Source organism: Aeromonas sp. FDAARGOS 1409 (genome assembly GCF_019048705.1).
Lineage (GTDB): Bacteria > Pseudomonadota > Gammaproteobacteria > Enterobacterales > Aeromonadaceae > Aeromonas > Aeromonas sanarellii.
Genome location: NZ_CP077395.1, coordinates 2,662,840 through 2,682,505, shown reverse-complemented (window position 1 = coordinate 2,682,505; position 19,666 = coordinate 2,662,840). Strand labels below are relative to the sequence as shown.

The following is a 19,666-nucleotide window of genomic DNA, read 5'->3' as shown; positions in this document are numbered from 1 at the left end:
CCCAACCCCTTATCCGATGTCCGAGATGTTAGCCAAATGTTTGCAACCGCTGCACCAGCAGTTCGATGAAGCCGACCCTGTCCAGCCCCAGCAGCACCAGGGCATTGGCGGGCCTGCCGGTCAGATCGTAGCGATCCACCACCGTCATGCCCAGGGTATGGGTACCGCAGGTTTCGATGTCGACCCGGCACTCCACCCCATGAAACAGGGAGGGTGCCAGCAACCAGGCGATGGTACAGGGGTCGTGGAGCGGTGCGCCAGCAAATCCCCACTTGGGATCCCGATGATAGATCATGAAGAAGTCGAGCAGCTGTGCCACGCACTGCGCCACCGGGTTCGGGATGGCGCGCACCCGCTCGATATCCTCTTCCATCACCTGGGCCTCGTGGGTCACGTCGAGCCCGCACATGGTGATGGGCAGCCCCGACTTGAACACCATATCGGCCGCTTCCGGGTCCACATAAATATTGAATTCTGCCGCCGGAGTCCAGTTGCCGGGTCCCGCCGCGCCGCCCATCAGCACGATGCGGGCGATCTTCTGCTTGAGCTCGGGGTGGGCCGCCAGCAGCAGGGCGATGTTGGTGAGGGGGCCGGTCGGCACCAGGGTGACCGGCTCCGGGCTCTCGCGCAAGCATTGGGCTATCAGCTCCAGCGCCGTCATGGCCTGGGGGGCAAAGGCGGGATCCGGCAGCCTGGGGCCATCGAGGCCCGACTCCCCGTGCACCTTGTCGGCGATGATGAGCTCCCGGGCCAGGGGCCTGGGCGCCCCCGCCGCCACCGGCATGTCGTGGCGACCGAGCAGGGTGAGGATGCGCAGGGCATTGTTGAGGGTCTTGTCCGGCGTCTGGTTGCCGGCGCTGGTGGTGACCGCCAGCACCTTCAACTCCGGGCTAGCCAGCGCCAGGATGAGGGCGATGGCATCGTCGTGGCCGGGATCGCAATCGAGAATAAGGGGCAACGCCATGGACAGACTCCGTGCAACCTGACAGGCCCCCTACCTTAGCAAGCCGCGGCCGGATGAACTCTGGAGGGAGTCACAAAACGGCTTCACCCGCCAGATCAATCACTTGCCGCCCCATGTCGGTAGCGCGTCCAGTAGTCGCCTCTGTCCGGTCATTCGGGTATGATCCCTCCCCCTTCTCAGCCCGGGTGCCCTATGTCCGTCATCGTCGATACCTTCGTTGCCCAGCCCTGCGAGGCCGGCATCGGGATCCTGTTCGAGGATGAGCACCTGCTGCTGATCAACAAGCCGAGCGGCCTGCTGAGCCTCTCGGGCAAGAACCCGCAGAACCTCGATTCGGTCCATTACCGCCTGGTACAGGGTTACCCCGGCTGCACCCTGGTCCATCGCCTCGACTTCGGCACCTCCGGCATCATGGTGGTGGCCAGGAACAAGGCCATCAACGCCCGGCTCTGCCAGCAGTTCAGCCTGCGGGAGGTCGACAAGGCCTACGATGCCCTGCTGTGCGGCCATCTGGCAGCGGACGAGGGGGTGGTCGACGCCCCCATCGCCAAGGATCCGGCCCTCTTCCCGCTGATGAGCATCTGCGCCGCCAGCGGCAAGCCCGCCCGCTCCCGCTACCGGGTAGTGGAGCGGCTGACACGGGAGGTGCAAGGCCAGCTGGTGCCATTGACCCGCGTACGGCTGGTGCCCGAGACCGGCCGCACCCACCAGCTGCGCATCCACAGCCAATGGCTGGGCCACCCCATCCTGGGCTGCGATCTCTATGGTGGCCTGCGGCTGCCCGGCTGCGCGCGGGCGCCACGGCTGATGCTGCACGCCAGCGCCCTGGATTTTGTCCATCCGGTGAGCGGTGAGCCCATGCAGATCCGATGCGAGGCCCCCTTTGGGGAGGCGTTGGCGGCCATGACGGGGCAGCAGGAGTAAGGCGGGTCGAGGGAGAGTGAGCAGGGCGGTAAGCGGCGGATAAAGATAGGGGCCGCGCTTTCGCAACGGCCCCCACCCCCCACTCGGTGTGGTGCTATCAGATCAGCTTGCGGGCGGCGCCCAGCACGATCTTGATGGCATCAGATTCGGTTTTCGCCATGGTCTCGGCGTTCGGGATTTCCTGCTGGGTACGGTTGACGATAACGCCAGCCACCATGCCGGCGCGCAGGCCCTGGCTGGTGCACATGGTCAGCAGGGTGGCGGACTCCATCTCGTAGTTCAGCACGCCCATGGCTTGCCACTCTTTCATGGACCCCTGGAAGCGCTGCACCACGCGGCCGGAGACGGTGTCGTAGCGCTCCTGACCCGGGTAGAAGGTATCGGAGGAGGCAGTCACGCCCACGTGCAGCCTGGAGCCCAGCTCCTTGGCGGTGTTCACCAGGGCGGTGGTGCACTCGAAATCGGCCACGGCCGGGAACTCCATCGGCGCGAAGTGCAGGCTGGCACCGTCGAGGCGCACGGAGCCGGTGGTGACGATGACGTCGCCCACGTTCAGGTGCGGCTGGATGGCCCCCGTGGTGCCGATGCGCAGGAAGGTGCGGATGCCCAGCTGGGCCAGCTCTTCCACCGCGATGGAAGTGGACGGGCCGCCGATGCCGGTGGAGCAGATGATCACGGCCTTGCCGTCCATCTCGCCGCGCCAGGTGGTGAACTCACGATGGCTGGCCAGGTGCACCGGGTTGTCCAACAGCTCTGCGATGCGCTTCACGCGCTCGGGGTCACCGGGAACGATCGCCAGGGTGGCGCCTTGCAGATCCGCTTTCTTCAAACCCAAGTGAAATACATCAGACATAGTGGACTCCTGGTTGCGCCCCGCCGCCTGGCAGCCGAGTGCAGTTAAGGTGATTCTTTATGGTACTTTCAAGCCTGTACCCCCTCGTCCGGGGAGGCGCCAACTATGGTCGAAAGCGCTTTCCAATTCCTTGATGCGCCTCACACTTCTGTGCTTCCAAGATGACAAAAACGGCGCGAAACGTTTGCTAACGTGATGAATTTATTGAAAAACGTTTTTGCGTTCTTTTGCCACCCCTCCCCCTTGTCAAACCCCTCTCAGCCCCACATAACTGGATCTCGATCGAGCCCACAAAGTTGCCAACAAGATACCATCGACCCCTTCTCATCCCCTCCGACCCTGCTATGTTGGCGCCCGCATGCCACTTAATGGCTAATCAACCGGAGTCCATCATGGCCACATTCAAGTTCTACATTCCCGCTATCAAGCTGTAGCCCGCCGCGAAAAATGAAAAACAGTGGTGGGTAAAACGGGCGTTGTTGCCCAAATCAACCAGCAAGTCATGACTTTCCCAGCCCCAGGTGACCGCTACACTCGGGGCTTTCTGGCAGGCAGTGTAGAGGGCACTAAAGGATCCATGGGCTGCCGATCTTGAAACATCTTCTGCAACCCTTTCAGAGGGCCGGGGGGGATGGTGTGCTACATCTTCTCCGTGACACCGAAACCTCTCGATGATAAAGTGCCAATAGAGTCTTTTTATTGAACGCTGCCATACTTTAACGCATCGATCACCAGTACACATAAGGAACATGGTATGACTGGTCTGTTTAAGCAGCTAAAAGATCATGGTGTTGATATTTTAACCTACCGAATGATCGGGATTGAACGTATTGAATCATTCAACAGCAAACGCAAGCTATCATTTAACCCTACTATCATAAATCTTTTCCAGCCTGTGGTTCAGGACATTCATATAGCATCAATATTTAGATCACGCCAAGTCAATCTCCCGTCCATCGCCATTGAAGGTCAGCCACGGCTATTGGAGATTTTATATCGACCACAGGAGGCTGTCCCCCCCACCAGTTTTTATAATTCATGTGACTCAATATCACTTATTGAGTTAACTCTTCTACAATTAAGTGACGCACTTATTAATGCTTTAAAAGAAAAAGTCACCATGTTTTTCTTTAAAGTTGAATACCGAATACTACACGCTGTTGAAGAGGCTCTAATTTATTTCTCCAACATTTTCTCTTCATATAATATTTCTTTATACATTGAGATAAGCCACTGCCCGATTATTGACAACAACATCACCATTAATAGCTTGGTGAGACTCAAAGAGCATGACATTAATTTGGCTGTCGATAACTTCTTGTGGCAAGGGGGGGATTGGCGTAAACGGTATCTTTCAAGCGGGATATTCAATTGCGTAAAATTTGGCGCGCCTCCATCATCGCAGCAAGAGATAAATGATTTCAAAGATTGCGTGCTATCACTTCAGGAAAAATACAGCCTAACAACTATCATCAGTAAAATTGAGACAAAAAAACAACACGATATTGCTCTGTCCAGCGGCAGTTGGGCGATCCAGGGATTTTATTACTCAAAACCCAGAGCAGTTAAACTAATGGATCTCTATTCTTTTCACACCGAAAAACCCTAATCTAACCCCCACGGACTGATAGGGCCGTCGTTTAGATTAACGAAGCATAATAAGACGGTCACGATATATGAAAAGCCGCGGATTTTCCCGCCGTCTTCCATTCCCTTCCCCACCCGTCACGCCGTCTCCGGGTGAACCAGCTGATTGCCAGACACCTGCGTACCGCCGTCGACCGGGGGGATGATCTGCACGCCCGCGAGCAGATGGCCTACGCCCAGTTCCTGGCCGGCATGACCTTCAACAACGCGAGCCTGGGTTACGTGCACGCCATGGCGCACCAGCCCGGCGGCTTCTACGACCAGCCCCACGGGGTCTGCAACGCCGTGCCGCAGCCCCATGTCCAGGCATACAACGCCCAGGTGAGCGCCATGAACGACGAGCAAGGGGCCGCAGCCATTGCCGCATCCGGCAGCTGACCCGTGACGTGGCGATCCCGGCCGGGCTGGCGCAGCTCGGGATCTGGGCCGATGACTTCGACGTGCTGGCCGAGAACGCCCTGAAAGATGCCTGCGGCTTCACCAACCCCAAGCAGGCGTTGCCAGGACCGCCGTCCTGCCCTTTTTATTGGCTGATGGATCAATGGCTTTTTACTTCCGCCCGGGGAGTGGGTATGATTTGCCGAGCTAAAAAGACTGTATGGATGATCTGAACCCGATATGCGGATGAAACACCTGATTGCCGCGGCCCTGACCGCCCTCACCCTGTCCGGTTGCAGCCTGGTCTATCGCATCGATATTCCCCAGGGCAACTACGTGGAACAAAAGCAGGTCGACAAGCTGCGCCAGGGCATGACCCGCGAACAGGTCGAGTTCGTGCTGGGCTCCCCCATGCTGCGCGACGGCTTCGACCCCAACACCTGGTACTACCTCTACGAGTTCCAGCCCGGTCGGGGCGACAAGGAGCGCAAGGAGCTGACCCTGAACTTCGTGGGGGACAGGCTGGCCACCGCCACGGGCGATTTCCCCCTACCTGCCGCCTTCACCACACCGCTCTAGATTGCATCACAAAACCGGCCAAGGCCGGTTTTGTCTTGTCAGGACCGGGAAAACGACCAAGGCGCCCCCGCCGGGCCATGCTCAAAGACACAGGACCCACCAAGGAGATCATCATGAGCCAGATCCTGATCGCGGGGGCAACCGGTCTGATTGGCCAGGCCCTAGTCCGCGAGTTGAGCCCGGCGCACTCGCTGACCCTGCTCTGCCGCAAGCCGGGCGAGCCGGCCCCCGGTCGACACTGGCTGCCGGTAGACTTCGAGCACCTCGACGAGGTCGCGCTGCCCACCCCCATCGATCTCGCCTTCTGCTGCCTCGGCACCACCCGCAAGGAGGCCGGCTCGGCGCAAGGATTTCGCCGGGTCGACCTCGACTATGTGCTGGCCTTTGCCGATCTGGCCCGCCGCCACGGCTGTCGGCGCCTGCTGGTGATCTCCAGCCTGGGGGCCAATCCGCGCGCTCCCGCCCTCTATCCCCGCACCAAGGGGGAGATGGAGCAGGCCCTGCTGGCACAGGAGTGGCAGCGACTCGTCATCCTGCGCCCCGCCATGCTGCTCGGCTATCGCCAGCCACCTCGCCTGTCTGAGCAGCTAGCCCAGGCTGTCTATCCGCTGATAAAGCCCCTGCTGCGCGGCCCTCTCAGGCGCTGGCGGGCCATAGAGGCCAGCCAGGTAGCCCACGCAATGGCGATGCTCGCCCGGCAGGAGCGCGGCATCGAGACGGTGGAGAACGAGCGCCTGCTCACGCTGTAAGCGGCCTTCGGCATCAGAGTGCGGGATCAACAAGGGGCGCCGCAGCGCCCCTTGTCATTGCATCCTTCGTCAGGCCGATTCGCCGTCGTCCCGCTTGCGGTGGACGTCGGGTCGCCCGCCGGTGACCACATCGGCCCGCCCCTCTTCCTTGGCCTTCTCCGCCCGCTTCTTGCGCATCTCCTTGGGATCGGCGATGAGGGGGCGGTAAATCTCGATGCGATCCCCGTCCTGCACCGGCTCGCTCCCCTTGACCGGGCGACTGTAGACGCCGAACTTGTTGACCGCCAGATCGATCTCCGGGTGCTTCTGCACTATGCCGGACGCCTCGATGGCCGCCAGCACGCTGGTACCCGGGGCGACGCGCAGGCTGAGCACGGTTTGCCGCTCGGGCAAGGCATAGGCCACTTCGATATTGAGCAGTTCAGACACCGTACACCACCTTGGCACGATTGGAGAAGGCGAGCACCATGGAGCTCACCAGTTCACGGAAGATCTGGCCGAACGCCAGTTCGATCAGCTTGGAGGTGAACTCGAAGTCGAGATCGAACTCCACCTTGCAGGCATCCTCGTCGAGGGGGGTAAAGGTCCACCAGCCTGCCAGCTTGCTGAAGGGGCCCTCCACCAGCTCCATCTTGATGGCGCGGTTGGCATCGAGCCGGTTGCGCGTGGTAAAGGTCTTGGCAATCCCCGCCTTGGCCACATCGACCGACGCCATCATGTAGTCCTCTCCCGACTCGTGAACGCGGCTGCCGACGCAGCCGGGCAGAAACTCGGGATAAGCGTGAACATCATTGACCAGCCGGAACATCTGTTCCGCGCTGAACATCACCAGGGCACTGCGAGTAATACGGGGCATGGGTTTTCCTCATCCAATCGCCGCGATTTTATCACCATGTTTCGGCTTGTGGAGGTAAAACCTCGGTCAAACTGCTCACAAAGCCGCCACTCGAGCCGCTGCGCGTTTTACAGCCGTCCCTGCCTACGTATAATACGAACCTCCCAGTCATTGCCGGAAATCGCCCGTCATGAGCAAAAAAAACAGTAAAAACAAAGCCGGGTCCAACACCATTGCACTCAACAGAACCGCGCGCCACGAGTACTTCATCGAAGAGAAGATCGAAGCGGGCCTGTCCCTGCAAGGGTGGGAAGTCAAATCCCTGCGGGCGGGCAAGGCCAACATCAGCGAAGCCTACGTCATCTTCCGTGATGGCGAAGCCTATCTGTTCGGATCCAGCTTCCTGCCGCTGCAGGCAGCCTCCAGCCACGTGGTGTGCGACCCGACCCGCACCCGCAAACTGCTGCTGAGCCGCCGCGAGCTCGACAAGCTCGAGAGCCTGATCGCCCGCCAGGGCTACACTGTGGTACCGCTCGCCCTCTACTGGAAGCAGTGCTGGGTCAAGGTCGAGATCGGCCTGGTGAAGGGCAAGAAGGAACACGACAAGCGCGAGGACACCAAGGCCCGCGAATGGGATAGGGAGAAGGCCCGCATCATGAAGAACAAGCACCGCGGCTGATGCGCCAGACGCCCAATAAACCAGCAATCGACCGGCCCAGGCCGGTCGATTGCCATCAACGCCTTGCCATGGCAGGTTTTTTGCGTACAATCCCTCTTAACAACTTGGGGCTGATTCTGGATTCGACAAGATTCACGAAACCCAAGGTGCATGCCGAGGTGCGGTAGGCCTCGTTAATAAACCGCAAAAAAATAGTCGCAAACGACGAAAACTACGCACTCGCAGCTTAATAACCTGCGCTGAGCCCTTCTCCCCTAGCTTGCCTGTGTCCTAGGGAAATGGAAGGTCATCCTTCACAGGATCGTGTGGAAGTCCTGCTCGGGGCGGAAGCATTAAAACCAATCGAGCTAGTCAATGCGTGGCGTGTCTCTCCGCAGCGGGTTGGCGAATGTAAAGAGTGACTAAGCATGTAGTGCCAAGGATGTAGTAATTTTGGACGGGGGTTCAAATCCCCCCAGCTCCACCAAACGTTTGGAAAGGGCCACCTCGCAAGAGGTGGCCCTTTTTTCTGCCTGTAGTCGGAAACAGGGCCTGTCAGTCGCCGCAGACATGGCACCACCATGGGGCGCGGGCTGCGGGGAGATGGCGTTGCCTGTCGGGTTCCCTCATGCCGGGCCTGACTCCAGAATGAGCCTGCGCCAGGGCCCCGTGATGTCGCAGTGGCCGGTCTCGTCCGTGTTCTGCCAGCCCAGGCGGTGGTAGAAGGCCATCGCCGTGGTGTTGCGGGTGGCCACCTTGAGGGAGGCCGGTGACGGGTATCCGGCCAACCCTGCCGCCAGCAAGGCACGCCCCATGCCCTGCCCGTGCCAGTCGGCCACCACGTAGAGGTGATGCACGAAGCTGTCTTCACCCCAGATGGAGACGAATCCGCAAGGGTTGCCCCCCTTCTCCGCCACCCAGATCCGCTCACCCCGGGTCTGCTCGGCAAAATCCTCCAGCCGGAACAGGGAGGGATCGACCCAGTGAAAAGCCTGACGCCTCCCCTTGAGAAACAGCTGTGCCAGCTGGGATTCGTCGGCATCTCTCATCATTCTGATCATGGTGCCATCCTTGAATTAGGTTCTCACGGTTTCCCACTCTCGATGGATCCTGCCGTGCTGTCAAATCGGCAATCTGGACCCTCTTGAATACATGACGGTGTGACACAGGGCTGCCTATTTTATCGCCCGACGGGCTATACTGCCGAGGTCCCGTCCATGACTGGTTTGAGGTTCACTGATTTATGGATAACAAGCAAATAGAAGGCAGTATTCTGGTACCCGCCCACATTGACGATGTCTGGCGCGCCTGGACCACGGAGAGCGGGCTGCGCAGTTTCCTGGCGCCGGAATGCCTCATGGTGCCGGAACCCAACGGACCGTTCGAAATCTATTTCAGACCCGATGCCCCGCTGGGAGAGCGCGGCAGCGAGGGGTGCAGGGTGATGGCGGTCATGCCCCATGACCTGCTCAGCTTCAGCTGGAATTTTCCGCCCCAGTTTCCCCATATCCGCCAGCAGAAGACCCAGGTCAGCCTGCGCTTCGTGCCGGAAGGTCAGGGCACCCGGCTCCACTTCCTCCAGACCGGCTGGGCCAATGACCCGGATTGGGATCAGGGTTATGCCTACTTCCGGGAGGAGTGGCTGGAGCTCAGCCTGCCGAGGCTGCAGTACCGCTTCACCCATGGCCCCATCGACTGGAGCAATCCACCGGGCAAGCAGCAGCTGAAATCCCTGGCCCAGTGACGTCCATTCAAGCGATGGGCATGGCACGAAAAAGGACCCGCTCAGGGTCCTTTTTCGTGGATGGGCAGGCGGTCACGCCACCGGCTCCTCATCGAACAGGGGGTGGTAGAGCACTTCGCCCCGCACGCCGTCTAGCCCGCCGGGCTGCAGCTCCATCGCCATGAAGCACTCCGAGGGCACCTCGTAGATACAGTGCAGGCCGAAGTCACTGGCGGGCCGAAAGCCGAAACGGCCGTAGTAGGCGGGATCGCCGAGCACCACCACCGCCTTCCAGTCCATCTCCAGGGCGGTATCCAGCCCCTCCCGCACCAGGTCCGAGCCGATGCCCTGCCCCTGCCAGTCGGGATGGACGGCCACGGGAGCCAGTCCGAGCCAGGGTCCTTCCTGCCCGTCAATGGTGATCGGGCTCAGCATCAGGTGCCCCATGAACTCGTACTCTTCCTCTTCGACCATGGTGACCACGGCAGCCCCACACTCGCGCAGGCGGTTGACCAGTTCGGCCTCGTCGGGACGGCCAAAGGCGGCGCTCACCAGCTCATAGACTGGCAGCATGTCGCCGGGACGCTCGGTTCTCAACATACAGAGTTACTCCTCGTACAGCAGGGCGGCCATTATTCCACAGAAGTGGCATCCGGCTTGAGTGCCTTTGTCTGAAAATGGGAGGACGGACTCAGGAAAAGGGGCGAGAATGCGTCCTGGCCGCCGACAGGGAGGGCTCCCTGTCTAGTCGCCAGTGATCGAGTACCAGGGGCTGGCGAGCCGAGTCGGGCCACCGCCCGCAGTGGCGCATGCCGAGCTTGGCCATCACCCGGGCGGAGGCGAGGTTGCCCGGCAGGTGGCGGGCGGTCAGGGCAGCCAGGTGGAGCCGGTCGAACGCGAACGCCCTGATCAGCAACCCGGCGCGCGTGGCCAGCCCCCGGTTCTGCCAGGGCACGCCCACCCACCAGGCCAGCTCCCCGTGCCAGTGCAGGGAGAGGGTGCCGACCAGGGGAGCGGGCTCGTCTTCGCGCCCCTGCGGCAGTGTCAGGGCCCAGGTTCGCCCCAGCCCGAGGGCCGCCTTGCGCCCGCTCATGGCGAGCCAGTCCCTGGCCGCCCCGTCGGGATAGGGATGGGGGATGTTGAGGGTGTAGCGGGCGAGCGCCGCGTCCGAGCAATAGTGCTGGATGGCGCTCTCATCGGCAGGCGCGAGGGGGCGCAGCACCAATGCGTCCTGCCCGCCGGTTTCGCGCAGCACCGGCGTGGTCAGGCGCCGGGCGAGCAGCGCTTGCAGCGCGCTGGCCAGATCCTCATCGGCGCCGAGGGTCTGGTCAGCCCCCCTGGGCCCCAGGGTGATCAGGCCGCACTCCTTCGCCAGGGTCAGCAGGGCGCCGGAGCCGGCGATCAGGATCTGCCGGCTCGGCTCCCCAGTCATGAGGGGGGCGGCATCCGCCTCGAGCCAGGCGGCAAGCAGGCCGCTGGCCGAGAGGCTGCCGTCCGGTGGGCAGGCCGCCCAGGGTGCCATCTCCCTCGCCTCCCCCTTGCCGAGCAGCAGCCACCAGCGGTTCCCCTGCCGCTGCCAGGCCTGCAACGCCGCTTGCCAGGAGGGGCGCCAGAGCCTCCCCTCTATCAACAGATCCATGCCCCCTCCTGCGACAACAGGATGCTGACACGGGAAGAAACCGTGACCATTACCGAGCGACGCCCACGGATCCGGCGCTCAACCGCGCTCACCAATACACAACCGCCCTTGCAGGGAGAGCCTGGCAAGGTTCATCAGGGGGCCAGGCGCTCGATGTGCCAGCCGTCCCCCTCGCGGGTGTAGTAGAAGCGATCGTGCAGGCGATGCTCGCCACCCTGCCAGAACTCGACGGTGTCGATGCTCACCCGGAAACCGCCCCAGAAGCTCGGCAGCGGCACCTCGCCCTTGGCAAACTTCTGCTTGAGTTCGAGGAACTTGGCCTCCAGCACGCCACGGGCCGAGATGCGGGTCGACTGCTGGGAGACCCAGGCCGCGATCTGGCTGTCCTTGGGGCGGCTGTGGAAATACTTCATCACCTCCAGGGTGCCGAGCTTCTCCACCCGGCCGGTGACGTGCACCTGGCGGTCCAGGGTGTGCCAGGGGAAGAGCAGGCTGATGCGGGGATTGTCCTCCAGTTGGTGCGCCTTGCGGCTGCCCATGTTGGTGTAGAACACCATGCCCTCGGCATCGTAGTACTTGAGCAGCACCGTGCGCTGCCAGGGCTGGCCGTCTGCGTCCACTGTGCCCACCACCATGGCGGTGGGGTCGGTCAGCTTGGCCTCGCACGCCTGGGCCAGCCACTTCTCGAACAGGGCGAGGGGCTCGGCCGGCAGATCGGCCCGGTGCAGTCCGCCCCGGGTGTATTCACGACGCAGATCAGCCACATCCATCATCTTGATTTTCCTTCTCTCTTTCTTTGCCGCCCGTGCGGCTATGGGTGCAGGCATTGTGCGACGAGCACGCCATGGGTACAAGCCTCGGGGCGGCCAAATGGCCGTGCAAAAAAAGAAAGGGAGGCTCATGCCTCCCTGTTTCTGCCAACTGGCTGCCACCTGCCTATGGCTTGCCGTCAACCGGCGGGCAATGGGCCAGCATGCGCTGGTTGTATTGCGCCGCATAGGCGCTCAGCCTGGCGTGGGCCTCCTTCTGCTCCGGCTTGATGACATCGCCGAAGCCGTCGAGGTAGCGCACACCGCAGCGCGCCTTGGCCGAGACCTGCTGCTCCGCCGCGATGCCGGGCGCCACCTCGCCGCGCCCGGCCCGCACGATCAACCGGTAGTCCTGCCTGGCGAGGCTGTCGTCGATGGCCTGTGCCAGGGTATCGGCATCGGCCTGACAACCGCCGAGCAGGGCGAGCAGCAGCGTGCCGAGCAGCCTCATGCCCGCCTCCGCCGCCAGCCCAGCAGGGCCAGCGCCAGGGTCCAGATGCCGAGGGCACCGCCGCCACCACCGCCGCCTTCCACGCGCTGGGTCACCGACAGCTTGAGGGGGCTGATGGCGAAGAAGAGGTTGTTGCTGCAGGCCACCTTCAATCTGGCGGTACCGTCCTTGCCCGCCGGAATAGCGACGCTCGCCGATCCCGAGTTGGGCTGGCCGCCGGCGAGCAGGGTCCAGTTCACCCCCTCGTCCCGGGTCATGTAGAGATCCACCTTGCTGCAGTTGATGGGCGCCACATTGGTGCCGGCCACTTCCCAGCCGATGGTCTGCGTCTGGCCGGCCGCCAGCGGGGTCACCAGCGGGCTGGTCAGGGCAAAGGCCTTGCCGGTGTCGACCACCTGCACCTTCATGTCGTCGCTGCTGACCCCCCCCTTGCCATCCCGTGCCGTGAGGCGGAAGTTGAGATCCCGGTTGGTGGTGGGCCAGGCCTCTCCCTTCGCCAGGGTGTTGGTGAGCAGGGAAGGCAAGCTTGGCAGGGTACGTTCCGGCACGCTGGTCGGCGCCACGAAGGGGAACAGCGGGCGACTGCCGTCGTCCACCATGCTGGCGACGCTGAAGGACTCGGTGCCGAGATCGATCTGCTCCCAGGTGTAACTCAGGGCGTCATTGTCCAGATCGGTGCCTGCCCCCTTGAGCACGAAGGGGGTGTTGGCCGGGATCACATGGTCGCTGCCCGCCGCCACCTGGGGCGCGTTGTTGACGAGCGTCTGGCTGGTACCACAACTGGGCACAGTGGCCATGTGGGCACGCATCTGCTCGATGGACTTGCTGTGGAAATAGGGCAGGCTGTTGGCCTGCAGGTTCTCCTCCCCGCAGATCCCCGCATAGGCCATGATGGAGCTGCCGCTGCCGGGCTCCCAGGCCTGGCTGGGCTCCCGGTTGCCACCGCCGCAACTGCCTGTGGTGCCGTTGAAGGTGTGCTCGGCGCCGAACTGGTGACCGATCTCGTGGGCCACGTAGTCGATGAAGAAGGCATCTCCCACCGGGTTGGGGGAGCCCGTCATTCCCGCCGATTTCTCGCCGGTACAGAGCACGCCCAGGCCCGCCAGGCCGCCGCCCCCGGTGTTGACCACGTGGCCGATGTCGAAGGCGCCCAGCCCCAGGGTCTGCGCCACGGCCTGCACCTGCATGTTGACGTCGACGTCGTTCAGGCCAGAGCCGGAGGGATCATCCCCGTTGAAGAAGGGATCCGTGGCCGCGTCGGTGAAGATGATGGTGTCGTTGCCGCTGGCCAGCTGGAACTCGGCCGCCACGTCGCGCTGGTACACTTCGTTGACCCGGTTGAGCAGTGTGGTGATGGCGCCAAGACCGGCCTCGACGGTACCGCCGTGATACTGGGTGTACTCCCCCGCCGCCGAGATGGCGATGACATAGCGCTTGCGCTCGTTGCCATCCACCAGCACCTGGCGGGCCAGCTTTTTGGCCTCGCCACCGATAACCTTGTCAGCTTCCTCTTCCAGCCGGCTGTGGGCGTCCTGCTGGTAATAGACCGCGTAGCCCTCGCCATTGCGAAGAGGGTCGACGAACACCATCTTGCCCTGGTGGCTGAACATGGCGTGGAAGCCCTGGGGGCCGAGATCGACGCGCCCGGTCTCGACCGGGTTCGCTTCGTCGTGTCCCTTGAAGGTCCGGATCCCGGGATACTTGGCGGCGAGGTCCGCCGGCAGCAGATCATAGGGTTGCAGGCTGAAGGTCACCTCCTGGCCGTCCGGCAGAGGCAGGGTCAGCTGGCGCTTGCCTGCCTTCAGCTCGGCCAGATAGTCGGTGGACACGGTCACGATGCGGTACTGGTTGGCCCGCACCTCATAGCCATCGGCGGCGGTGGCCCGTGCCGCCACCGTATTCCACTCCTTGGCGGCCAGGCCGCTGGAGGTCATCAGACCGGCCACCAGCAACGCCAGCGGAGAATATTTCATCAACTGCATCATTTTATTCCTTTTTAAATGCGTTCGCCTGAACTGCCACGGCATCATTTGCCTGCTGGTCCGATTAGTCCAGCACCATCCTCTGTACATTCCCCGAATGGGGAAGGTTGCGCCAATGCAGACTAGCCCCTATCATGGCGCGGATTTGTCCGTTTCAGAACCCCTCTCCGACGGGGCCGGTTCACCCTTTCTTTGGCCAAGGTTAATCTCATGCTCAAGTCCCCACTGTTGCCCCGTTTCGGGGATCTGGTCGTTGCCATCGTTGACGATGTGCTGGGTCAGGGTCTCACCCTCGACCGCGCTTATGCCCGTCACTTCTCCGGCATCGAACTCAAGCCGCAAGAACAGGCAAGGATTGCCCTGGTCACCGGCGACCTGCTGCGTCGCCTCAGCCTCTACTGCTTCCTCACCGGCATTCAGGTCCGTCAGGCCGAGAAGAACATCTGGCCTCTGCTGCACAGCTGGCACGCCTTCCACAAGATAGACCAGCCCAACCATCCGACCCTGGATCGCTTCAACGAAGAGGCGTTCCGTCGCCGCCTGACCGAGGCCAAGAAGAACCCGGTGCTGATGGATGGCTGCCCCGCCTGGCTGGAAAAACTCGGCAGCGAGCAGCTGGGTGAGGCCTGGCCTGCCGAACGCGCCGCCCTGGCCTGGATGCCCAAGCGCTACCTGCGGGTCAACACCCTCAAGTGCACCCGGGACGAGCTGCAAGCCATGCTGGCCAAGGAGCATGTCACCACAGTGCCCGTCGAGGGGGTGGAAACAGCCCTGCAGGTCACTTCGGATGCCGCCCTGTTCCGCACCCAGGCCTTCGCCGACGGCTGCTTCGAGCAGCAGGACGCCGGCTCCCAGCTGGTGGCCGCGGCCCTGGACGTGGCGCCCGGCATGCGCGTCATCGATGCCTGCGCCGGTGCCGGCGGCAAGACCCTGCACCTGGCCGCCATGATGCAGGGCAAGGGCCGCCTGCTGGCCATGGACGTGGAAGAGTGGAAGCTGGAGAACCTCAAGCAGCGCGCCCGCCGTGCCGGTGCCCACAACGTGGAGACACGGGTCATCACCAGCAGCAAGACCGTCAAGCGCCTCAAGGAGAGCGCGGATCGCGTGCTGCTGGACGTGCCCTGCTCTGGCCTGGGCGTGCTCAAGCGCAACCCGGATGCCAAGTGGCGCGACACCGCCGAGCGTCTGCCGGTGCTGGTCGCCCTGCAAGAAGAAATTCTGCAACGTTACAGCCAGATGGTGAAGGTGGGCGGCCTGCTGGTCTACGCGACCTGTTCCATCCTGCCCGAGGAGAACCGCCAGCAGGTGGACAAGTTCCTCGCCGCCAACGCGCACTTCCGTCTGCTGGAGGATCACACCGTGAGCCCGGCCGCCACCGGCTTCGACGGCTTCTACATGGCGCGCCTCGAGCGCATCGCCTGATACCGCCCAGGGCACAAAGAAAAGGGGAGCCAGTGGCTCCCCTTTTTGCATGGTACGGATGGGGCCTTATTCGGCGGCAGCGTCGTCCTGCTTGTGCTTGGCGGCCACTTCCTTGATCAGGGTCTGCAGCTCGCCGGCCTGGAACATCTCGATCATGATGTCGCAGCCGCCGACCAGCTCGCCCTCGACCCACAGCTGCGGGAAGGTGGGCCAGTTGGCGAATTTCGGCAGCTCGGCGCGGATGTCCGGGTTTTGCAGAATGTCGACGTAGGCGAAGGGCTCGCCGCAGGACATCAGGGCCTGGGAGGCCTGGGCAGAGAAACCGCAGCTGGGAAGCTTGGGGGATCCCTTCATGTACAGGATGATGGGATTCTCAGCCAGCTGCTGTTTGATCTTTTCGATAGTTTCCATAAATGCCTCACTGGAGCGATTTCGGCGGCCATTCTACTGCAATCCGGGCAGACCACAAACTGGCAAACCGTTCAGAACGAAAGAAGTCATGCGTCAATACGCCGCAGCTTGATCCGGATCATGGCGAGAATCAAGAGTTGTTCGCCCATCTTTGATGCTGCTACAATCGACGGGCTTTGGGCCGCCAGGCCCCATCACTTCAAGAACAATTCTTTTCGAGACAGAAAAGAGTACGCAATGTCTTGCAACCGTCGCCTTCGCACGGTCCAGCCAATGGAGAGTAGAAAATGGCATTCGAACTTCCCGCTCTGCCCTATGCAATCAACGCTCTGGAACCGCACATCTCCCAGGAGACCCTGGAATACCACCATGGCAAGCACCACAACACCTACGTGGTCAACCTGAACAACCTGGTGCCGGGTACCGAGTTTGAAGGCAAGTCTCTGGAAGAGATCATCAAGACCTCCACTGGTGGCATCTTCAACAACGCCGCCCAGATCTGGAACCACACCTTCTACTGGCACTGCCTCTCCCCGAACGGCGGTGGCGAACCCACTGGCGCCCTGGCCGATGCCATCACCAAGGCCTTCGGCTCCTTCGCCGAGTTCAAGGATGCGTTCACCAAGTCTGCCATCGGCAACTTCGGCTCCAGCTGGACCTGGCTGGTGAAGAAGGCTGACGGCTCCCTAGCCATCGTCAACACCTCCAACGCCGGCTGCCCCCTGACCGAAGCCGGGACCACCCCGCTGCTGACCGTCGACCTGTGGGAGCACGCCTACTACATCGATTTCCGCAACCTGCGTCCGAAGTACATGGAAACCTTCTGGGCCCTGGTCAACTGGGAATTCGTGGCCAAGAACCTGGCTGCCTGATAAGCCTTTCTTGCCAAAACGCCCCGCACTTGCGGGGCGTTTTTTTATGGACGGCGTTTCTCGCCCATGAAAAAAGCGCCCGCGGGCGCCTTGTCAAACTTGACCACGCTTACTGGTCAATCTCGTCCATGTAATCGTCGAGGTTGCCATCATCCGCCGCCTCTGGCTTCTGCTGCTGAAGCTCGGGCTTGCGCCCCGTCACCTTGCCATCGTTGTACTGCAGGTAGAAGTCCTTGGTCAGCGCATAGGGATCCAGGGCGTTGTCGATGATCCGCTCCTGATCGATGAGCTTGGCCCGGGTGCCCAGGCCGTCCAGCGCCCAGTGCACCACCCGCAGCGGGAAAGTCAGCAGGGCATAGGGGAAGTAGACAGTATCGATGGTATCCCCCACCAGCTCCCGGGTGGTGGTCGGGCCGTAGACGGGCACCATGATGTAGGCGCCATCCCCGATGTCTGCCTTGCCGAGCACCGTATCCATCTCCAGCATGTTGCGCTCGAGACCCGCATGCCTGGCCACGTCGAAGATGCCCAGCAGGCCCACTGTGGTGTTGAGGGTGAAGCGGCCCAGGTTGGTCCCCGCCCCCTTCAAGTCCCCCACCAGCAGGTGGTTGACCATGCTGCTCGGCTCGTCGAAGTTATCCACGAAGTTCGCGATGCCGTCCTGCACCCCCTGCGGGACATAGCGGGCATAACCGTGTACCACGGGGCGGGCCACATAGGGCTCCAGCACGTCGTAGTTGACGGCCCACATGGCCCGGTTCGCCCCCTGGAAGGGGTCACGGGGGTCGCTGGCCGTGCTGGTCGCCTCGGGGCGGCTGGGGGTCTCGTTGAGATCCAGGCTCTCTGGGCCCGGCTTGGGAGGGCCACCCGCACAGCCCCCAAGCAGCAATGCCACTGCCAATGCTCCTGAACGCAGATACATATGAAAGTCCTAAGCTTTTTTATTGGGTATTGGTATGGATTATACAGGTGGCCCGCCCCTCCAGGGGCGGGCCAAAGATGTATTAGAGGGCGTGATCGATGCGGATGTCAATCGGCGCTGTGGGAATGGTACTGGTCGGCACGGTGACGGAGACCCCTTCGAAGGCCCCCTCCTTGTTCATGACGTTGCCGCCCCGGGAGAGGCGCGCCTTGAACTGCAGCTCGGCGTGGGCCGCCAGCTTGCTGCCCTCCATCATGGCGTCCCCGTCACCCAGGGACAGGGTGAGGGGCAACTGCGGCGCCGGGATGCGCTTGACCGCGATGGGCATGGGCGGCCCGTTGGGGATCACCGCAAACACGAACAGATGGGCATCCTCCGGCAGCTGGATGCCGGGGGCCAGGGTGATATGCAGGGGGAACTCCCCCTCCTTCACTGCCAGCTCCTGCGCCTGGGCCTGGGCTGCAGCCTGGTTCGTTTGCGTGGCGGGGGCCGCGCTCACGGCCGCCCCGCGCTGGCGCAGTTGCTGCTGGGCATACTCGATGGAGCGCTCCACCATGACCTGGCGGGTCGACCCTTTCTCCAGCAGCGGCAGCATGGCCTGCCAGCGATCGAGGGCGGTCTGGAAATCCTCTTTTTGCAGCGCCATGAAGGCGTGAACGGAGCGCGCCTCGATATTGGCGGGATCCTCGGCGATGACGGCCTGCAGCAACTGGTCCGCCCTGGCCTCCTCCCCCGTCATCATCAGCGCCTGGGCATAGGGCACCGCCACCACGGCCTTCTGCGGCGCCAGGGCATAGGCCCGCTCCAGCGCCTCGCGGGCCATCTCTGGGTCATTGCCATCCAGGGTCAGACGCCCCAGCAACAGCCAGCCGCGATAGTCATTCGGTTCCTCTTTCAGCCGGGTGCGCAGCCCCAGGGTGAAGTCCAGCAGATCCTGCTCGGTCACCTGGGCGTCCCGCTCCACCAGGATGCGGTTGCTGAGCTCTCCCAGCCTGCTGCTGGCATCCTGCCAGCGGCTCACCTCCTGCCAGGCGCCAAGCTTGGCGTAGAGGCCGACGCTCACCGCCGCCAGCACCAGCACACCGGGGATCCAGATCAGGCTCTTGCCGCCGCGGGCGGTCTGCTCCACGTCGGGGATGTCGTCCAGCAGGCTGCGCTGCAGCTCCACCAGGGACTCCGACTCCTCGGCCAGCACCCCCTGTTCACGCTCTTCCCCTATCTCCAGCAGGCGCTGGCGATAGAGCTGCTTGTTGAGGGCCGAGCGGCTGATGCTCTGGCGTCCCTCGCCGCGCCAGAGCGGCACGATCAGCGCCAGGCTCGCCAGCACCAGCAGGGCGGCGCCCAGTATCCAGAATGGGGTCATGGTTTCTCTTCCTCTTTGAGCAGGGCGGAGAGCCTTGCCTGCTCTTCTGCGCTCAGGGCGCCTTCAGGCTGTTGCAGGGTAGCGGGGACGTGGCGGCGGCTTCGCACCACCAGGGTGACGACGCCGATGACGATGACCAGCAGGGGGCCGAGCCAGAGGATCAGGGTCGAGGCCATCAGGGGGGGATCATAGAGGATGAAGTTGCCGTAGCGGGCCACCATGTAGTCCACCACCTCCTGCTTCTCCTTGCCCTCCCGCACCATCTGGTAGGTCTTGTCCCGCAAGTCCTTGGCGAGCCCGGCGTTGGAGTCCGCGATGTCCTGGTTCTGACACTTGGGGCAGCGCAGCTCCTTGGTCAGCTCGCGAAAGGTCTGCTCCTGGGCGTCGCTGTCGAAGGTGTAGACATCGATGGCGGCGCTGGCCTGGCCGGCGCAGACGAGACCGGCCAGCAGCAACAGGGATGCAATCAGTGTTTTCATCGGGGA

22 protein-coding genes, 1 other RNA gene and 1 pseudogene are annotated in these 19,666 nt (G+C 62.6%); 10 read left to right on the top strand and 14 right to left on the bottom strand.

The window, feature by feature from the left end; translation table 11 throughout:
* Positions 1-28: 28 nt before the first annotated feature.
* Positions 29-964, bottom strand: coding sequence for a pyrimidine-specific ribonucleoside hydrolase RihA (rihA, locus tag I6L39_RS12820; protein ID WP_216989848.1), 936 nt, complete (start codon positions 962-964; stop codon positions 29-31).
* Between the two features lie 159 nt (positions 965-1,123).
* Here rihA and I6L39_RS12815 point away from each other — a divergent pair, with 159 nt between their 5' ends.
* Positions 1,124-1,888: an RluA family pseudouridine synthase gene (locus I6L39_RS12815; RefSeq protein ID WP_216989847.1), complete on the top strand. Its 765-nt coding sequence runs from the start codon at positions 1,124-1,126 to the stop codon at positions 1,886-1,888.
* A gap of 97 nt (positions 1,889-1,985) precedes the next feature.
* Here the strand turns inward: I6L39_RS12815 and udp are convergent, their stop codons facing one another.
* Positions 1,986-2,741: a uridine phosphorylase gene (udp, locus tag I6L39_RS12810; RefSeq protein ID WP_042076893.1), complete on the bottom strand. Its 756-nt coding sequence runs from the start codon at positions 2,739-2,741 to the stop codon at positions 1,986-1,988.
* Positions 2,742-3,495: 754 nt separating this feature from the next.
* Here udp and I6L39_RS12805 point away from each other — a divergent pair.
* The 4 genes and pseudogenes from I6L39_RS12805 (at position 3,496) to I6L39_RS12790 (ending at position 6,094) form a co-directional block, all read left to right on the top strand.
* Positions 3,496-4,350 (top strand): hypothetical protein, encoded by an 855-nt coding sequence (locus I6L39_RS12805; protein ID WP_167335708.1) that lies wholly within the window; start codon positions 3,496-3,498, stop codon positions 4,348-4,350.
* Positions 4,351-4,487: 137 nt separating this feature from the next.
* Positions 4,488-4,885, top strand: a pseudogene (locus I6L39_RS12800) (iron-containing alcohol dehydrogenase); the annotation flags it as partial.
* Positions 4,886-5,006: 121 nt separating this feature from the next.
* Positions 5,007-5,345, top strand: a complete 339-nt coding sequence (locus tag I6L39_RS12795) for an outer membrane protein assembly factor BamE (protein ID WP_005325779.1) — start codon at positions 5,007-5,009, stop codon at positions 5,343-5,345.
* Positions 5,346-5,458: 113 nt separating this feature from the next.
* Entirely contained in the window at positions 5,459-6,094 is a 636-nt protein-coding gene (locus tag I6L39_RS12790; RefSeq protein WP_216989846.1) for an NAD(P)H-binding protein, read from the top strand.
* 69 nt (positions 6,095-6,163) lie between these two features.
* Here I6L39_RS12790 and I6L39_RS12785 read toward each other — a convergent pair whose 3' ends face one another.
* Positions 6,164-6,523 (bottom strand): RnfH family protein, encoded by a 360-nt coding sequence (locus tag I6L39_RS12785; protein ID WP_209793491.1) that lies wholly within the window; start codon positions 6,521-6,523, stop codon positions 6,164-6,166.
* Positions 6,516-6,950: an SRPBCC family protein gene (locus I6L39_RS12780; protein WP_042076890.1), complete on the bottom strand. Its 435-nt coding sequence runs from the start codon at positions 6,948-6,950 to the stop codon at positions 6,516-6,518. Before I6L39_RS12780 ends, I6L39_RS12785 begins: the two co-directional genes overlap by 8 nt.
* Before the next feature lie 169 nt (positions 6,951-7,119).
* Between I6L39_RS12780 and smpB the strand changes: the two genes are divergently transcribed.
* Together smpB and ssrA are read left to right on the top strand one after the other, a co-directional pair.
* On the top strand, positions 7,120-7,608 hold the full coding sequence (smpB, locus tag I6L39_RS12775) for an SsrA-binding protein SmpB (protein WP_042076889.1): 489 nt from the start codon (positions 7,120-7,122) through the stop codon (positions 7,606-7,608).
* A gap of 106 nt (positions 7,609-7,714) precedes the next feature.
* Positions 7,715-8,074, top strand: a transfer-messenger RNA (tmRNA) gene (gene ssrA / locus I6L39_RS12770).
* A 139-nt stretch (positions 8,075-8,213) separates the two neighbouring features.
* Here the strand turns inward: ssrA and I6L39_RS12765 are convergent.
* Positions 8,214-8,648 carry a GNAT family N-acetyltransferase gene (locus I6L39_RS12765; RefSeq protein ID WP_216989845.1) on the bottom strand — a complete coding sequence of 145 codons (435 nt, stop codon included), beginning with the start codon at positions 8,646-8,648 and terminating at the stop codon, positions 8,214-8,216.
* Between the two features lie 182 nt (positions 8,649-8,830).
* On the opposite strand from I6L39_RS12765, the gene I6L39_RS12760 reads away from it, so the two are divergent.
* A complete protein-coding gene (locus I6L39_RS12760) occupies positions 8,831-9,331 on the top strand; it encodes an SRPBCC domain-containing protein (RefSeq protein ID WP_042076887.1) in 501 nt (166 codons plus the stop codon).
* Positions 9,332-9,403: 72 nt separating this feature from the next.
* Here the strand turns inward: I6L39_RS12760 and I6L39_RS12755 are convergent, their stop codons facing one another.
* The 5 genes from I6L39_RS12755 to I6L39_RS12735 all read right to left on the bottom strand — a co-directional run bounded on the left by I6L39_RS12755 (position 9,404) and on the right by I6L39_RS12735 (position 14,191).
* Positions 9,404-9,910 (bottom strand): GNAT family N-acetyltransferase, encoded by a 507-nt coding sequence (locus I6L39_RS12755; RefSeq protein WP_209793489.1) that lies wholly within the window; start codon positions 9,908-9,910, stop codon positions 9,404-9,406.
* Between the two features lie 91 nt (positions 9,911-10,001).
* Positions 10,002-10,949, bottom strand: coding sequence for a GNAT family N-acetyltransferase (locus tag I6L39_RS12750; RefSeq protein ID WP_216989844.1), 948 nt, complete (start codon positions 10,947-10,949; stop codon positions 10,002-10,004).
* A 134-nt stretch (positions 10,950-11,083) separates the two neighbouring features.
* Positions 11,084-11,722, bottom strand: a complete 639-nt coding sequence (gene pdxH / locus I6L39_RS12745) for a pyridoxamine 5'-phosphate oxidase (protein ID WP_216989843.1) — start codon at positions 11,720-11,722, stop codon at positions 11,084-11,086.
* A 163-nt stretch (positions 11,723-11,885) separates the two neighbouring features.
* A complete protein-coding gene (locus tag I6L39_RS12740) occupies positions 11,886-12,209 on the bottom strand; it encodes a hypothetical protein (RefSeq protein WP_042076881.1) in 324 nt (107 codons plus the stop codon).
* Entirely contained in the window at positions 12,206-14,191 is a 1,986-nt protein-coding gene (locus I6L39_RS12735) for a reprolysin-like metallopeptidase (RefSeq protein ID WP_216989842.1), read from the bottom strand. Before I6L39_RS12735 ends, I6L39_RS12740 begins: the two co-directional genes overlap by 4 nt.
* Before the next feature lie 210 nt (positions 14,192-14,401).
* Here I6L39_RS12735 and I6L39_RS12730 point away from each other — a divergent pair, with 210 nt between their 5' ends.
* Positions 14,402-15,613, top strand: a complete 1,212-nt coding sequence (locus I6L39_RS12730) for an RsmB/NOP family class I SAM-dependent RNA methyltransferase (protein WP_216989841.1) — start codon at positions 14,402-14,404, stop codon at positions 15,611-15,613.
* Between the two features lie 66 nt (positions 15,614-15,679).
* On the opposite strand, the gene I6L39_RS12725 is transcribed toward I6L39_RS12730, so the two are convergent.
* On the bottom strand, positions 15,680-16,024 hold the full coding sequence (locus I6L39_RS12725; protein WP_139435261.1) for a Grx4 family monothiol glutaredoxin: 345 nt from the start codon (positions 16,022-16,024) through the stop codon (positions 15,680-15,682).
* A gap of 287 nt (positions 16,025-16,311) precedes the next feature.
* Here I6L39_RS12725 and sodB point away from each other — a divergent pair, with 287 nt between their 5' ends.
* Positions 16,312-16,896, top strand: a complete 585-nt coding sequence (gene sodB, locus I6L39_RS12720) for a superoxide dismutase [Fe] (protein WP_005298860.1) — start codon at positions 16,312-16,314, stop codon at positions 16,894-16,896.
* Positions 16,897-17,005: 109 nt separating this feature from the next.
* Here the strand turns inward: sodB and I6L39_RS12715 are convergent, their stop codons facing one another.
* The 3 genes from I6L39_RS12715 to I6L39_RS12705 form a co-directional block, all read right to left on the bottom strand.
* Positions 17,006-17,818, bottom strand: coding sequence for a VacJ family lipoprotein (locus I6L39_RS12715; RefSeq protein ID WP_209793482.1), 813 nt, complete (start codon positions 17,816-17,818; stop codon positions 17,006-17,008).
* An 82-nt stretch (positions 17,819-17,900) separates the two neighbouring features.
* Positions 17,901-19,181: a c-type cytochrome biogenesis protein CcmI gene (gene ccmI / locus I6L39_RS12710; protein ID WP_216989840.1), complete on the bottom strand. Its 1,281-nt coding sequence runs from the start codon at positions 19,179-19,181 to the stop codon at positions 17,901-17,903.
* Positions 19,178-19,660 carry a cytochrome c-type biogenesis protein gene (locus tag I6L39_RS12705; RefSeq protein ID WP_216989839.1) on the bottom strand — a complete coding sequence of 161 codons (483 nt, stop codon included), beginning with the start codon at positions 19,658-19,660 and terminating at the stop codon, positions 19,178-19,180. Before I6L39_RS12705 ends, ccmI begins: the two co-directional genes overlap by 4 nt.
* Positions 19,661-19,666 lie beyond the last annotated feature (6 nt).

Bases quoted from the DNA above. Each gene is read 5' to 3' on its own strand.
- I6L39_RS12725 (WP_139435261.1), bottom strand. From the start codon at position 16,024: ATGGAAACTATCGAAAAGATCAAACAGCAGCTGGCTGAGAATCCCATC.
- I6L39_RS12790 (WP_216989846.1), top strand. From the start codon at position 5,459: ATGAGCCAGATCCTGATCGCGGGGGCAACCGGTCTGATTGGCCAGGCC.
- ccmI (WP_216989840.1), bottom strand. From the start codon at position 19,181: ATGACCCCATTCTGGATACTGGGCGCCGCCCTGCTGGTGCTGGCGAGC.
- udp (WP_042076893.1), bottom strand. From the start codon at position 2,741: ATGTCTGATGTATTTCACTTGGGTTTGAAGAAAGCGGATCTGCAAGGC.
- I6L39_RS12805 (WP_167335708.1), top strand. From the start codon at position 3,496: ATGACTGGTCTGTTTAAGCAGCTAAAAGATCATGGTGTTGATATTTTA.
- I6L39_RS12730 (WP_216989841.1), top strand. From the start codon at position 14,402: ATGCTCAAGTCCCCACTGTTGCCCCGTTTCGGGGATCTGGTCGTTGCC.
- I6L39_RS12740 (WP_042076881.1), bottom strand. From the start codon at position 12,209: ATGAGGCTGCTCGGCACGCTGCTGCTCGCCCTGCTCGGCGGTTGTCAG.
- I6L39_RS12715 (WP_209793482.1), bottom strand. From the start codon at position 17,818: ATGTATCTGCGTTCAGGAGCATTGGCAGTGGCATTGCTGCTTGGGGGC.
- I6L39_RS12795 (WP_005325779.1), top strand. From the start codon at position 5,007: ATGCGGATGAAACACCTGATTGCCGCGGCCCTGACCGCCCTCACCCTG.
- sodB (WP_005298860.1), top strand. From the start codon at position 16,312: ATGGCATTCGAACTTCCCGCTCTGCCCTATGCAATCAACGCTCTGGAA.
- I6L39_RS12705 (WP_216989839.1), bottom strand. From the start codon at position 19,660: ATGAAAACACTGATTGCATCCCTGTTGCTGCTGGCCGGTCTCGTCTGC.
- I6L39_RS12755 (WP_209793489.1), bottom strand. From the start codon at position 9,910: ATGTTGAGAACCGAGCGTCCCGGCGACATGCTGCCAGTCTATGAGCTG.
- I6L39_RS12765 (WP_216989845.1), bottom strand. From the start codon at position 8,648: ATGATCAGAATGATGAGAGATGCCGACGAATCCCAGCTGGCACAGCTG.
- I6L39_RS12780 (WP_042076890.1), bottom strand. From the start codon at position 6,950: ATGCCCCGTATTACTCGCAGTGCCCTGGTGATGTTCAGCGCGGAACAG.
- pdxH (WP_216989843.1), bottom strand. From the start codon at position 11,722: ATGATGGATGTGGCTGATCTGCGTCGTGAATACACCCGGGGCGGACTG.
- smpB (WP_042076889.1), top strand. From the start codon at position 7,120: ATGAGCAAAAAAAACAGTAAAAACAAAGCCGGGTCCAACACCATTGCA.
- I6L39_RS12735 (WP_216989842.1), bottom strand. From the start codon at position 14,191: ATGCAGTTGATGAAATATTCTCCGCTGGCGTTGCTGGTGGCCGGTCTG.
- I6L39_RS12750 (WP_216989844.1), bottom strand. From the start codon at position 10,949: ATGGATCTGTTGATAGAGGGGAGGCTCTGGCGCCCCTCCTGGCAAGCG.
- I6L39_RS12760 (WP_042076887.1), top strand. From the start codon at position 8,831: ATGGATAACAAGCAAATAGAAGGCAGTATTCTGGTACCCGCCCACATT.
- rihA (WP_216989848.1), bottom strand. From the start codon at position 964: ATGGCGTTGCCCCTTATTCTCGATTGCGATCCCGGCCACGACGATGCC.
- I6L39_RS12815 (WP_216989847.1), top strand. From the start codon at position 1,124: ATGATCCCTCCCCCTTCTCAGCCCGGGTGCCCTATGTCCGTCATCGTC.